This is a genomic window from Thioalkalivibrio halophilus (assembly GCF_001995255.1).
GTDB lineage: Bacteria > Pseudomonadota > Gammaproteobacteria > Ectothiorhodospirales > Ectothiorhodospiraceae > Thioalkalivibrio > Thioalkalivibrio halophilus.
On record NZ_MUZR01000009.1, the window covers coordinates 186 to 13,472 of the forward strand.

The 13,287-nt window shown below is 70.0% G+C and carries 11 protein-coding genes; 4 read left to right on the forward strand and 7 right to left on the reverse strand.

Translation table 11 applies throughout. The annotated features are described in order from the left end of the window. The coding region (locus B1A74_RS03760; RefSeq protein WP_244269163.1) for a CobW family GTP-binding protein at positions 1-993 on the forward strand (993 nt) is incomplete at its 5' end. A 48-nt stretch (positions 994-1,041) separates the two neighbouring features. Here the strand turns inward: B1A74_RS03760 and B1A74_RS03765 are convergent. Together B1A74_RS03765 and B1A74_RS03770 are read right to left on the reverse strand one after the other, a co-directional pair. Next, complete coding sequence (locus B1A74_RS03765; RefSeq protein WP_018945849.1) at positions 1,042-2,028, reverse strand: M14 family metallopeptidase; 987 nt, start codon at positions 2,026-2,028, stop codon at positions 1,042-1,044. 34 nt (positions 2,029-2,062) lie between these two features. Next, complete coding sequence (locus B1A74_RS03770) at positions 2,063-3,985, reverse strand: thioredoxin domain-containing protein (protein WP_077243806.1); 1,923 nt, start codon at positions 3,983-3,985, stop codon at positions 2,063-2,065. Between the two features lie 131 nt (positions 3,986-4,116). On the opposite strand from B1A74_RS03770, the gene B1A74_RS03775 reads away from it, so the two are divergent. From B1A74_RS03775 to B1A74_RS03785, 3 genes are all read left to right on the forward strand, one after another. Next, positions 4,117-5,112 carry a MerR family transcriptional regulator gene (locus B1A74_RS03775; RefSeq protein ID WP_077243807.1) on the forward strand — a complete coding sequence of 332 codons (996 nt, stop codon included), beginning with the start codon at positions 4,117-4,119 and terminating at the stop codon, positions 5,110-5,112. Between the two features lie 125 nt (positions 5,113-5,237). Beyond that, positions 5,238-6,647, forward strand: a complete 1,410-nt coding sequence (locus tag B1A74_RS03780) for a cryptochrome/photolyase family protein (RefSeq protein ID WP_077243808.1) — start codon at positions 5,238-5,240, stop codon at positions 6,645-6,647. A gap of 40 nt (positions 6,648-6,687) precedes the next feature. Continuing rightward, on the forward strand, positions 6,688-6,954 hold the full coding sequence (locus B1A74_RS03785) for a hypothetical protein (RefSeq protein WP_018945845.1): 267 nt from the start codon (positions 6,688-6,690) through the stop codon (positions 6,952-6,954). Positions 6,955-6,992: 38 nt separating this feature from the next. Here the strand turns inward: B1A74_RS03785 and B1A74_RS03790 are convergent, their stop codons facing one another. From B1A74_RS03790 to B1A74_RS03810, 5 genes are all read right to left on the reverse strand, one after another. Beyond that, positions 6,993-8,318, reverse strand: a complete 1,326-nt coding sequence (locus tag B1A74_RS03790; protein ID WP_077243809.1) for an MFS transporter — start codon at positions 8,316-8,318, stop codon at positions 6,993-6,995. Positions 8,319-8,325: 7 nt separating this feature from the next. Beyond that, positions 8,326-8,847 (reverse strand): hypothetical protein, encoded by a 522-nt coding sequence (locus B1A74_RS03795; protein WP_018945843.1) that lies wholly within the window; start codon positions 8,845-8,847, stop codon positions 8,326-8,328. Beyond that, positions 8,844-9,143, reverse strand: a complete 300-nt coding sequence (locus B1A74_RS03800) for a nucleotidyltransferase domain-containing protein (RefSeq protein WP_018945842.1) — start codon at positions 9,141-9,143, stop codon at positions 8,844-8,846. The genes B1A74_RS03795 and B1A74_RS03800 overlap by 4 nt, the downstream gene beginning before the upstream one ends. 85 nt (positions 9,144-9,228) lie before the next feature. After that, positions 9,229-10,785 (reverse strand): ribonuclease H-like domain-containing protein, encoded by a 1,557-nt coding sequence (locus tag B1A74_RS03805; protein ID WP_077243810.1) that lies wholly within the window; start codon positions 10,783-10,785, stop codon positions 9,229-9,231. Beyond that, entirely contained in the window at positions 10,782-13,199 is a 2,418-nt protein-coding gene (locus B1A74_RS03810) for a DEAD/DEAH box helicase (protein ID WP_077243811.1), read from the reverse strand. Before B1A74_RS03810 ends, B1A74_RS03805 begins: the two co-directional genes overlap by 4 nt. Positions 13,200-13,287: the final 88 nt, after the last annotated feature.

Sequence of the window (13,287 nt, forward strand, 5' to 3'; positions counted from 1 at the left end):
CCGCAGGACGAGCGCTGGGCGGTACTGGTCAACGAGTTCGGCGAGATCGGCGTGGACGGCGGCCTGCTGGCCGACACCGGCGTGCGCACCGAGGAGATCCCCGGCGGCTGCCTGTGCTGCGTCTCCGCGCAGATGTTCACCGTGGGCCTCAACCGCCTGATCCGCCAGCAGCAGCCCGATCGCATCCTGATCGAGCCCACCGGCCTCGGGCATCCGGCCGAGATCATCCGTACCCTGACCGCCCCGCCCTACGACACCGCGCTGGATCTGCGCGCGACCGTCACGGTGATGGACGCGCGCCACCTGGCCTCGCCGCGCCATCGCGAGCACCCCAACTGGAACGACCAGATCGCGGTGGCCGACGTGCTGATCGCGAACAAGGCCGACGCCTGGAGCGAGGCCGACCGCGAGGCCCTGCATGCGTTCGTGGCCGGCCTGCCAGCTCCGCGCCCGCGGGTGATCGAGACCCGCGAGGGGCACATCGATGCGGCGCTGCTGGACGCCGCGCGCCTGGAGCACGGCGGCGCCCTGTTCCCGGAGGCCCGGGCATACCTGTCCGCGAACGCGGACGATGGCCATGACCACGGCCACGATCACGACCATGGGCATGAACACGAACATGACCATGCGCCCGCATCCGACACGGGCGACTGGGTCGTGATCGACAATCGCGGCGACGGGTTCGTCGGCCGTTCATGGCGCTTCCCGACGTCCACCGTGTTCGATCACGCGGCGCTGGAGGCCCTGATCCGGGAACAGGACGCGGACCGCCTCAAGGGCGTGCTGCAGACCGAACGCGGCTGGCAGCAGATCAACCGGGTGGAGCGCGATGGCGGCCTGGAAGCGCTGGCGGCGCCCCCGGACACCACCCCGCCCCGCCTGGAGCTGATCCATGCCGAAAGCGGCGACCGCGGCGGCCGCGAGGAGCTCGAGGCGCTCAACGCCGTGGACCGCGCCCTGCGGCGCGCCGCCAGACTGCCCGCGGACGACTGAGCCGCACTCTGTCTGCCGCGGCCCCCGGGCCCGCTGTGCCCCCGGGGCCTACTGCGGACCCGGGGGCACCTCGCGGTCGCTGAACTCCGCGCGGTAGAACCACTCGTTCCCCGGCAGGCTGTTGGGGTTGGGGAACACGATGAAACCGTCCTCCGGCGCGCGCACCTCGGTCCCGTCGGCGCGCACGCCGATCAGATCACCCCGGGTCAACGGATCGAAACTCTTCCACTCGCGGGCGAAGGCATCATCCGGGTGGTCGCGATCGATCACCTCTACCAGGCGCAGCACTTCCGGGTCAGCCTGCCCGGGCGTGGCACGCCGTGGCAGCATCGCCAGCTGCGCCAGCGCGTTGATGATGGCGTTGTACGCCACTTCCGGCGCCTGCGGGTCGTCGTGCTGGCCGCATTCCAAGGTCACCCCGTAGCCGCCCTGGCTGCGCATGTACTCGGTGGTGCCGATGCCGTAGCTTGGATCGGTGGACAGGATCTGCGCCCGGTGGCTCGCGTTGGGGTTCTTCATGCGCTTCTCCACCCCGCGCGCATAGGTGTCCAGCCAGCCCTCCACCATGCGCCGCGGTCCCAGGCAGGCCGCCAGCGCCTGTTCCTCGGCCGCCTGCGCAAACGGCTCCAGCTCGCCATCGTTGTCACGCGGGCCGAGCATGATGAACGGCTGCCCGCCGGTGTGGAACGAGTGGAGGTCCAGCAGCACGTCGTGCGCCGCCAGCAGCGGACACAGCCGGTTGGCGATACGATCCTCGAAATCCTGCGGATCCTCGGTCACCCGCAGGTTGCGATTGAGATTGCGCTCGCCCATGCGCTGGTTGCGCTGCACCGCCAGCGGGTTGGTGCGCGGCACCAGCGTGAGCGTGCCGCGCAGCAGCTCGCGTTCGCCGGATTCCAGTTCCGCCTGCAGCCGCTCGGTCGCCTCGGTGCCGCACAGCTCGTTGCCATGCACCGCACCCAGCACGATCAGGCGCGGCCCGGGCTCCAGGCCGTGGAAGGTGACGGATTTCAGCGCCGTGGGCTGACCGGACATGCGCACACTCCTGCTTGCGTGGAAAAGGCGCAGTCTAGCCTTCGTCCCCGCGTTCCTCCAGCCACAGGATCAGGCCCGCGTGGTGCAGGGGATTGCTCTCGATGCCCTGCCCCGGCTCCAGCGGATAGTCGGCCAGCGCGGACTCCAGATCCGCATCCGCGGCGGCGTGTTCGGCCGTCAGCTGCAGGATGGCGGTGGCCCCCGACGGGCGGTGCACGGCCGGATGGAAACGCTCGGCGATCATGCCCGGCAGCGGCGGGTCCTCGGTGGTGCGGAACCCGTCCTCGCCGGAGAAACGCGTCCAGGCGGTACGCAGCAGGGCGCGCACCCGCTCGCCGTCGCCGCTGTCGGTGGCGGCGTCCCAGTCGTGAAGGCCGCGGGCCACGTACGCGTAGTCCGGCAGCGTGGCCGGGCCGACCTCCTTGGCCGGCAGACCCAGCAGCGCCGGCAGGTCCTCCGGCTCGTCGGCGCGTGACGCCAGCCAGTCGCGCACGTCCCGGCCCATGGTCTCGTACTCCTCGCCCAGGTCCTGACGCACCGCCTCGGCCAGCGCCGACAGCAGCATGCCGTGGGCGCCGGTCAGCACCTTCTCGTCACGCGGCAGGCCGCGCTCCTGACGCGCCTCGATCAGCGCCTCGCGGCCCCGGTCGACGTACTCGCGCACCCGGTCCTCGTCGAGGTCGAAGCGCTCGGCCAGTGCCGCGGTATCCATACCATCGGCCGGCAGGTGGCCGTCGCTGAACGACGGCGAGCCGTCCATGCCGAAACGTGCCCGCACCAGCTCCGGCTCGGGGTGATCCTCCAGCGCGGCCTCCAGCGCCGAGCCCGGCCACAGGTAGGCACCGCCCTCGCGGCCCTCGTCGTCCAGCGCCGACAGGCTGGAGGCAAAGCCCCGGAAATCGCTCTCCGGTGCAACCGCCGCGCCGGGGTCGGAATCGCGCAGGGCCATCTCGCGGCCCACGAAATCGAGGGTCTCCAGGCCAATCCGCGTCCAGTCCTCGCGCCCGAAGAGCTCGCCAGCACGCAGGTAGACACGCGCCAGCTGCGCCTGATCCTCCAGCATGATCTCGAAGTGCGGGGTACCCCAGTCCGGGGTTTCCGAATAACGGAAGAAACCGCCGCCCAGCACGTCGCGCAGCCCGGATCCGGCCATCTCTTCCAGAGTGATGCTCAGGAATTCCCCGACCCAGTCCGGCGCGCGGGTGTCTTCCTGTGCGGTCAGCAGTGCATCCAGATAGGGGGAATGCGGGAACCTGGTCTCCTGCCCGAAGCCCCCGCCCAGATCATCCGCTTCGCGTTCCATGCGGCTCCAGAGGACATCCGGCAGGCGTGCCGCACGCTCCGCCGACAGGGGCTTCTCCCCGTCGCGCAGACGCTGTTCCAGCTCGCGCGAGCCGGCGGCGGCCAGTTCGGCCAGGCGCTCCTCATCCGCCGTCAGCCGCTCCACCACGCCGTCGAGGAAGTCGGCAAAGCCATCCCGCGGGGCATAGACCACCCCGGTCAGCGCATGGCCCTCGGGCATCACCACCACGTTCAGCGGCCAGCCGGCGCTGCCCCCGGTCGCGCGCTGGAACTCCAGCAGGTAGGTGTCCAGCGCGGTATGCACCTCTCGGTCCAGCTTGACCGGGATGAAATGCTCATTGAGCCGCTCGGCGATGCCCTGGTCGAGAAAGCTTTCCTCGTGCATCACGTGACAGTAATGGCAGGAGAAATAACCGCTGGAGATCAGCAGCGGCCGGCCGCTTTCGCGGGCCTCGTCCAGCAGGTCCCGATCCCAGGCCCGCCACTGCACCGGGTCCTCCGCGTGCAGACGCAGATACGGGGAAATGCTGTCGGCCATCTCCGGATTCGCCGGCTCGGCCGCCAGCGGATGGGCTCCGGCCAGGACCAGCGCCAGACCTGCCGCCAGAACCGCAAGCGTGCGGCGCATTTCGGACACGGGATTCATGAAACTCATGGCCTACCTCAATCCGGACGTGTAATGTCTGTGAGACCGCTCAAGTTGATCAAGCATTCCCTCGCGGAATTCCCGAGCCGGCATCCACCTTTTTCGTACATGGTCTGTACAGATCCTGTATAGTTCGGAGCATGGCCATCGCAACCGACAACGACTCGAACGAGCAGGCGGGGCTGTACCCGATCCGGCACGTCTGTGCGGAGACCGGCATCAATGATGTCACCCTCCGCGCGTGGGAGCGTCGGTACGGGCTCATCCGCCCGATGCGCACCCCCAAGGGACACCGCCTCTACAGCGAGGAGGACATCCGGCGGGTCCGTCGGATCATGGAACTGCTGGACCAGGGCATCCCGGTCTCGCAGGTCCATCGCGTGCTGCAGCGCGACGAAGACGCCGCGGCGCAGGATCCCGCCGAACCCGAGGGGGACGACGGACCCACCTCGCCGGCACCCGGCCGACGGCCCGCGATCAGTGGCCCCGGGATTGCCCCGCATACCGCCGACCCCATTGCCGACGCGCTGTACCACGCGGTGGACCCGCTGGACGTGGAGCAGCTGGACCGCGCCTACGCGCGGCTGGTGATGCGTCACGGATGGGACGGGGTGCACGAACGCGCCTTCCTCGAGGTCTATCGTCAGTTGCGCGAGGAGTCCCGCCATTCGCCCGAGGGCGAGGTGCGCCTGGCGGTATTCTCCGCCTGGGCCACCGCCGCCCTGGCCGACCAGCTGCGCAATGCCCTGCGGGCCTGCGAAGGGCCTGTGGTGCCCTGCCTGGTGCTGGGCGGCGGTCACCAGCAGGTCGGCGGCATGCTGCTCCAGGTCAGCTGTGCCCGACGCGGTCTCGCAACCCTGTCGTTGTTCGACGCGACCAGTGCGGCCGCGCTGGAGTCGCTGGTCGGCACCCTGGGTGCGCGCGGGATTGTCCTGCACGGCTCGTCGCGCCTGCTGCGCAGCCCGGACCTCAATCAGGTGGAGGGAATCCTGGCGGCACCCGGAGCGCCGGTCTACCTGGCCGGCTCCGCCGCCCTCGAGCTGTCAAAGCTCGACAGCCAGCGCCCGGTGGAAATCCTGCCCGGCGCGCCCCTGGAAGCCGCCGACCGGCTCTGGCAGTACCTGGGCCGCGGCTGAACCCCTGGATGGGCCCGAGGCGATGGCGACGCCCCTGCGCACGCTGCTGATCGTCCTCGGCGGCGCGCGGGAACACGACCTCGCGCGGGTGAGCTGCGCCGGCGCCTGCGCAAAGGAGACCGCCTGTGAGTACCCCGCCCCCCGCCCTCGTCTGGCTGCGCCGCGACCTGCGCCTGGCCGACCAGCCCGCGCTGCACGCCGCTCTCAGCCGCGGCGGCCCGGTGATCCCGGTGTACATCCACGCCCCGCACGAAGAAGCGCCCTGGGCCCCCGGCGCGGCGTCGCTCTGGTGGCTGCATCACAGCCTGCAGGCGCTGGCGGGCGAGCTCGAGGCCCTCGGGGCCACGCTGACCCTGCGCCGGGGTTCGAGCCTCGAACAGCTCCGCGCGCTGGTACGCGAAACCGGCGCCGGCGCGGTGTACTGGAACCGCCTGTACGAACCGGCGATCACCGCGCGCGACGCCACCATCAAGGCCGCGCTGCGCGAGGACGGCCTGGAGGTGCACAGCTTCGCCGCTGCCCTGCTGCACGAACCCCGGGAGCTGGCCACCGGTCAGGGCACGCCCTACCGGGTCTTCACCCCGTACTGGCGCGCCGCCTGCAAACGCGGGCTGGAACGCGACCCGCTGCCGGCCCCGAGCCGCATCCCCGCGCCGCCGTCGCCCCCGGCCTCGGAACCGCTGGAAACCCTGGATCTGCTGCCGCGCATCCGCTGGGACAGCGGGCTGGCCGCCGCCTGGAACCCGGGCGAGCGCACCGCGCTGGAACGTCTGCAGAGCTTCATCGATGACGGCGTGGGCGCCTACGCCGAATGCCGCGAGCGCCCTGACACCGACGGCACCTCGCGGCTGTCACCGCATCTGCATTTCGGCGAGATCAGCCCGACGCAGATCCTGCGCGCCCTGCGCCAGGCCGGGTACGAGCCGACCGACGGCCCGGCCGAGCCCTTCGTGCGCGAACTCGGCTGGCGCGACTTCGCCCACCACGTGCTGTACCACTTCCCCCACACCCCGGAGCAGCCTCTCAATCAGCGCTTCGAGGCCTTCCCCTGGCGCGAGTCGGCGGAAGACCTGGAGCGCTGGCAGCAGGGCCGCACCGGCATCCCGGTGATCGACGCCGCCATGCGCCAGCTGTGGGAGACCGGCTGGATGCACAACCGCATGCGCATGGCCGTCGGCTCCTTCCTCACCAGGAACCTGCGCCTGAACTGGCACGCCGGGGCGCGCTGGTTCTGGGACACCCTGGTCGACGCCGACCTCGCCGCCAACACCCTCGGCTGGCAATGGGCCGGCGGCTGCGGCGCCGATGCCGCGCCCTACTTCCGCGTCTTCAACCCGCAGCGCCAGGGCGAACGCTTCGACCCCGACGCCGCCTATATTCGGCGCTTCGTCCCCGAACTCGCCCGCGCCCCCGCCCGCAACATCCACCAGTTGCGCCCCGGCCTCGCCGCCGACTACCCCGCCCCCATGGTCGACCTGAAACAGAGCCGCAAGGCCGCCCTCGATGCCTTCGCCACCATCAAGCAGAGCGGGTAGAATATGCCGCGACCATGAACCCAACAGCGAGAATCCGGAGATGAGCACCTTTTCGGAAGGCAACCTGCAGTACCCGCGCAACGTCTCCTACAATTTCAGCCGCTACGAGGACACCACTCCGGTGCGCGTGGAGGCCGAGGGCAAGCGCTACGTGGGCCAGCTGCTCAACCACGAGCCGCCCTACCGCGTGCGCGTGACCGAAGAGATCGTGACCCCGGGCAGCGCCCGCTTCATCCCGGTGCGCGAGATCCATCTGCAAAGCCTCGACGGCGTGGAATACCTGCACAAGGGCCACCACGCGCACTGAGCCACAAACCGCGAGCCGGCCCCGGCCGGCTCAACGGTTCACACGCCCGCGATGTGGTCGGGCGTGCGCACCGGGGCAGACGCGATCAGGGCGATCACGAACAGCACCAGACAGAACAGGATGGCGTTGGCCAGCCCCAGCCAGGCCTGCAGCAGGCCCAGTCCCAGCAGGCCGAAGATCGCTGCGGCCTTGGCCGCCAGGCCCCAGAATCCGAACCAGCGCCCGGCCTCGCGCGGCGGGGACATGATCGCCACCAGCGCGCGGCCGGCCGACTGCGCCGCCCCCAGGCTCAGCCCGGCGACCGCACCCACCGCCAGAAACACCTCCTGCGCCTCCACCGGACGGCCCAGCAGCGCGGCCAGGGCGTCCGCCAGCGTGGGCGTGGCGTAGATCGCCAGCACCGCCAGACACCACATGATCAGCGTCAGGCGGTAGATCCGCACCGGCCCCGCGCGATCCTGCAGCCAGCCGAACCCGATCGCCCCGACGATCGCCGTGATCTGGGTGATGACGAACATCGTCACCCGCGTGGACTCATCCCACTCGATCACCTGCGAGCCATAGATGAAGGTGAAGGCGATGATGATGTAGATCCCCGCCATCAGGAAGAAGATCGACACGAACAGGCTGCGCAGCGCGCGATCCTCGCGCAGGCGCTGCAGCGCCTGCAGTACGCGCCGCCAGCCCAGCCCCAGCTGCACCCGGCGCGCAAGCTGGCGCCGCGTACCGCGCTCCTTCAGGAACAGGAAGGTCGGCAGCGCCGAGACCAGGAAAAACGCCGCCGCGAACGGCCCCACCCAGCGGATGCGGTCGAAGTTGTCCTCGGTCACCTCGCCCAGAAGCCCCAGCGCAAACGCCGTGGCCACCAGACCGCCCAGATACCCCAGCCCCCAGCCCAGCCCCGAGATCCAGCCCAGCCGCTCCGGCGGGCCCAGGTCCGGCAGGAAACTGGCGATGAACGACTCGCCGATGGCGTACCCGAAGTTGGAGGCAATGATCAGCGCCATGCCGAACCAGATCAGCCCCGGCTCGACGAAATACAGCAGTCCCGTGGTGACCACCGTCAGCAGCCATGAACCCAGCAGGAACCGCTTGCGCGTGGCCGTCGCATCCATGATCGACCCCGCCAGCGGCGCCAGAACCACCACCAGGCCGTAGCTCACCGCCAGCGCCACGCTCCACAGCAGGTTGCCCAGGCGGTAATCCGGCCCGTCCCCCACGATCACGCGGGTGAACAGATCGCCGAAGATCACGGTAATGATCAGCAGGGTGTAGGCCTGGTTGGCGAAGTCGAACATCGCCCAGCCGAAGATCTCCCGGCGGGGCGCCGGCGCCTTGGGCGGATAGCGCCGGATCAGCGACATGCCGGCACTATTTCGCTCCCACAAGCGATACGGGCACCGCCGTGGAATCCAGTCCCATGCGCTCCACCGCGAAACGCCGCACCCGCTCGTAGGTGTCCAGCAGCATATCCGTGTGCGCGCGGGTACGACAAAGGTCTTCGGCGAAGGTCTCCGGATCGCGCATGTACTCGTGCACCAGCCGGTTGCGCAGCCGCCGCACTTCAAGCCAGTCTTCCAGGTCCTCGATCACACCCAGACGTTCCGCCCGATTGAGGACCTCGATCTGACTGCCCGGTGTTTCCGCCAGCGCGAGAAGCCAGCGTGGCAGGAGCTTGTCGGCGATGGTGTCCTGCATGCGGCCGAAACGGGACACGAATGCTTCCATGCGCTCCGCTCGCTCCGGGGCGTCGTCCAGCGCTCGCACCCATTCAGCGTCGATCGATTCCGCTGCCAGCCGCCCGCGACTCCAGTCCAGATGTTCTCCCTCCCGGCGCACGATCTCCAGCGTCTGCAGAAAGCGATCGACTGGCAGCAAACTTTCCTCGTTCACAGCGGCACCCCCGTGCGACGGGCTTCGCGATGAATCGGCTCGCAGGTCGTATCGGGATCGATGGTGACCACATCGAATTCGCGATCCCCCAGGCGCCTCTGCAGGCGCGCCACCAGGGTCAGCTCCCGCGACCGCCGATCCGGCATCGACTGCGGCAGCTCCACCAGCAGGTCGATGTCCCCGCCGCGCGCGGCATCATCCGTGCGCGAACCGAACAGCAGCACGCGAGCCTCCTCGCCAAAGACCTCCCGCACCGTGGTGCGAATCGTCTCGCGGGTTTCGTTCGACAGGCGCATGGGCATGGACTCGACGTGGCGAGGGATTCCGGGATCGTAACAAATCCCCGGCACCGGAACGGACCGGTCGGGGCCCAGCCCGGCTTCAACCGGTGGGAGGCCAGCCCTCTGGCCGATCGGGCGCCGAGTCCGGGCTCGCGTCGGCGAGCAGGCCTGCATCCCGGCCGAGGCGCTGTACCAGCCGGGCACACCGTGCACGCGCGGCGGCAGAATCCGGCAGGCGACGCGCCCACTCCAGGGCGGTCGCGGGGTCACGGCGCTGATGCTCGTGGTATTTGGCCAGGGCCTCGATGGCTTCCGGGTGTCCCTGTTCGGCCAGAGACTGCCACAGAGCGACCGCGCGTTCCCAGACACCCGCGCGGCGCCATTCCCGGGCGAGCCACAACCGCCCGGCGGGGTTCAGCCGTTGTTCGCATTGCTGCAGCAGCCGGCGGGCTTCCACCGGCCCCCGAAGCCGGTGTAACAGACGCGCGGCGCCCTCGGGCGAAGCCAACTGCGCCGGCGGGTCGGCCAGCACCCCGGCGAGCGCGGGACCCAGAACGGCCAGACTGAAGATATCGTCGGCATTGTGCCGCACCACACGCTGCAGCAAATCCGCCTGACCGAAGCGCAGATACGCCTGCCACGCCCACGGCGCGTCAGAACCGGGGAGGTCATCGGGGCGCTGCAGGCCCAGAAGCCGTTCTTCCGCGGTGCGCAGGCGGCAGTCGGGCCAGGCATGGCCATACAGCGCGCGTACCGGATGGAGAAAGTCGGTGTGGGCGCTGTCCGCCGGATCGTTTCGACGCTGCATGCGCCGGCGGTCGCGCAGCAGCGGCAGGTCGAAGGTCTTGCCGTTGTAGCTGACCAGGCGCTCGCAGCCGGCCAGCGCGGCATCCACCGACTCCAGCATGGCGGCCTCGCCGGCGAACGCGGTCATCAGCCACTGGCGCAGGCGCAGGCCCTCGCCGGTCGGCGTCGCCAGGCCCACCAGAAACGCCACGGTCCCGGCACCGCCGGCCAGCCCCGTGGTCTCGGTGTCGATGAAGCCCACCCGTTCGCCGGCCTCCCAGAACGGCCACGCCGACTCCAGGGCCTCCCCCAGAGCCAGCCGGCCATGTTCGTGCCCCGGTGGCAGCTCGCGATCCAGCAGGATCACGTGTTCGCCAATGCGGCTGCCGCCGAGACGTTCGGCGAGTTCGTCAACGGATACGGCCGGGCCATGGGGGATCGCGGTCGGTGCCGTCGCCCCGTCTGACTTCCCATCTGCGGGGGATACGGCGGAGTGCCTGACATCCTGCGCGCTGGGCTGTTTCGGCGCAGCCCCCATACGCCGGACCCGTTCGCGCAGCTCGGCCAGGGCGCGGGCGCGCTGCGGGCTTTCGCCCTGCCCGGTCGCTGGCGCCCGGCCTTCGCGCACGGACCCTTCGTTTCCCGACGCACCCCCCGGATCTGCGGAGGCGTCCGTCATCGAACCGGTTTCTTGCCCGGATTCGATCCCGGGGGCCGTCCCGCCTGCGGCATCCGCAGGGCCGGCTTCCGAACCCCCGGGGGCCGAACCGGAGGGTCCGGCCCCGTCCCGGACAACCTCGTCCGCGGTGCGCCGTTCCGGGGTCACGCCGGCCTGCCGTCGCAGGGTGTTCAGCCGGTCGGACAGGCTCATGCCGCCGCCCCCTCGCCAAGGGCCTCCAGCACGGTCAGCGCCGCCTGTTTGGGCGAGAACCCGCGCACCTCGTCGCTGGCGAGAATCGGGCCGATGCAGGCGGGACAGCCATGGGCACAGCCGCAGTTGTGGATCAAGGCCAGGGCGTCGCGGACCACCCGCGCCCGCGCATCGAACAGCGGCGACGACAGCCCCACGCCCCCGGGATAGTTGTCGTACAGGAACACCGCCGGTCGGAAGCGCGCTTCCTGCTCGGGGTCGCGCTCGCCGCCGTCGAGGGTGCGCAGCTGTCCCCGCCCGCCGGCCCCCACGGTGGCAAACCAGCGGGCGTCGCCGTCACCCACCGCACGACCGAGATCCTGCGGTTCCGACATCACCACCAGCGCGGCGACGTGATGCATCGCGTAGGCCGCGCCGAGAAAGCCGTCCAGCGCCTCGTGGCGGGAGGCAAAATGCTCCTCCAGCGCCTCCGGCGCCATCTGCCACCACACCGAGGTGGTGTGCATCTCCTGATCCGGCAGATTGATATTGCCGTAGCCAATGTTCTCGTGGGTGTAGTAGCGGATCTTCTTGTAGCCCGGGATGCGGCGGACGATATGCACCTCGCCTCGCGCGGCCTCCCCCTGCCCGGCCGCGCTGCGCTCGAAGTCGTCGAGGATCTTCAGCCGGGTGTAGTCGATGGCGTCGGTGTAGTAATCGGCGCGGGTGCGGGTGACGAAGGCCTTGCGCCCGTCCCAGTCGAGGTGCTCGACCTGGTAGGGCACCGCCTGCACCAGGTAGATCGCCCCCTCGTACAGGGTCTCGGCGGCGCTGGAGAAGTCCACCTCCGCGATGATCTTCTGCTGCCCGTCGCTGGTATCCACCACCACGAAGTTGCCCTCGGCCACCGAGCGCAGGCTGACGCTCTGCGCCGGGTAGCTGTCCTCGGTCCAGTGCCAGGTGTCGGACTCGCGGTGCAGCACGCCCTCCTCTTCCAGGTAATTCAGCAGCGCCTCCAGATCTTCGCCGCCGAAGGTCTCGCCGCGCCGGAACGGCAGCTCGAAGGCGGCGCAGCGCACGTGGTCCAGCAGGATCAGCAGCTGGTCGGGGGCAATGCGCGCCTGCTCCGGCGACTGCCCGAGGAAGAACTCCGGGTTGCGGATGATGTACTGATCCAGCGGCTCGGAGCTGGCCACCAGCACGCCCAGCGAGGGCCGGTTGCGCCGTCCGGCGCGACCGAGCCGCTGCCAGGTGCTGGCGATGGTGCCGGGGTAGCCCGTCAGCAGGCACACGTCCAGGCTGCCGATATCCACGCCCAGCTCCAGCGCCGAGGTGGCGATCACGCAGTCCACGTTGCCGCCGCGCAGCGCCTTCTCGGTCTCGCGGCGCTCGTTCGGCAGATAGCCGCCACGGTACGCGGCCACCCGCGCCGCCTTGCGCGGGTCGTTGTCGAACACGTCCTTCATGTAGCGGGTGATGATCTCCACCATCAGCCGCGTGCGCGCGAAGATGATGGTGGACAGCTTCGCCCGCATGGCCGTGCGCGCGATACGCGTGACCTGCGAGCGCGCCGAGGCGCGGATGCCGAGATCGGCATTCACTACCGGCGGATTCCACAGCAGCAGGTGGCGTTCGCCGGCCGGCGCGCCGCTCTCGGTGATCGCCTCCACCGGTGCGCCCACCAGCCCTTCCGCCAGCTCCTGCGGGTTGGCGATGGTCGCGGAGCTCAGGATGAACACCGGATCCGCGCCGTAGAAGCGGCAGACCCGCCGCAGCCGGCGCATCACGTTCGCCACGTGCGAGCCGAACACCCCGCGGTAGCTGTGGGTCTCGTCGATGACCACATATTCCAGGCTCTCGAAGAACTGCGCCCACTTGGTGTGGTGCGGCAGCACGCCCTGATGCAGCATGTCCGGGTTGGTCACCACGATGTCGCCGCGCGTGCGCACCGCCTTGCGCGCATCGCCCGGGGTGTCGCCGTCGAAGGTATAGGCGCGCACGCCCAGATCACCGGCCTCGTTGAGCTCCATCAGCTCGGCCACCTGGTCCTGCGACAGGGCCTTGGTGGGGAACAAATACAGCGCGCGCGCCTTGCGCTCGCGCACCGCCTGCAGCACCGGCAGGTTGTAGCACAGGGTCTTGCCCGAAGCAGTGGGGGTCACCACCACCGTGTGATGCCCGGCGCGGACCTCGTCCCACGCCGCGCGCTGGTGGCTGTACAGCCGCTCGACGCCGCGCCCCCGCAGCGCGGTGGCGATCGCCGGATCAAGGTCGTCGGGGATAGGCGCGGTGCTGGCCGGCCGCGCCGGCATCACCAGCTCGCCGGTAATCCGCTTGCGGTAACGCGCCTTCAGCCGCTCGGCCAGCCGGCGCGCGCCCTCCACTTCGGAATCGGCTTCGGGGACATCGGATGGCGGACGGGCCGATTCGGGCACGGAATGCTTCTCACGGGAGCTGATCACTGGCGATCTTAGCCCGCAGAACCAGAAGCAGCCAATGACATGAGAGGGCCACCGTGATCTC

What these genes read in the sequence shown, in the direction of transcription:
- B1A74_RS03785 (WP_018945845.1), top strand. Translation starts at nt 6,688, where the DNA reads ATGAGCACCTTTTCGGAAGGCAACCTGCAGTACCCGCGCAACGTCTCC.
- B1A74_RS03800 (WP_018945842.1), bottom strand. Translation starts at nt 9,143, where the DNA reads ATGCGCCTGTCGAACGAAACCCGCGAGACGATTCGCACCACGGTGCGG.
- B1A74_RS03790 (WP_077243809.1), bottom strand. Translation starts at nt 8,318, where the DNA reads ATGTCGCTGATCCGGCGCTATCCGCCCAAGGCGCCGGCGCCCCGCCGG.
- B1A74_RS03775 (WP_077243807.1), top strand. Translation starts at nt 4,117, where the DNA reads ATGGCCATCGCAACCGACAACGACTCGAACGAGCAGGCGGGGCTGTAC.
- B1A74_RS03765 (WP_018945849.1), bottom strand. Translation starts at nt 2,028, where the DNA reads ATGTCCGGTCAGCCCACGGCGCTGAAATCCGTCACCTTCCACGGCCTG.
- B1A74_RS03805 (WP_077243810.1), bottom strand. Translation starts at nt 10,785, where the DNA reads ATGAGCCTGTCCGACCGGCTGAACACCCTGCGACGGCAGGCCGGCGTG.
- B1A74_RS03770 (WP_077243806.1), bottom strand. Translation starts at nt 3,985, where the DNA reads ATGAGTTTCATGAATCCCGTGTCCGAAATGCGCCGCACGCTTGCGGTT.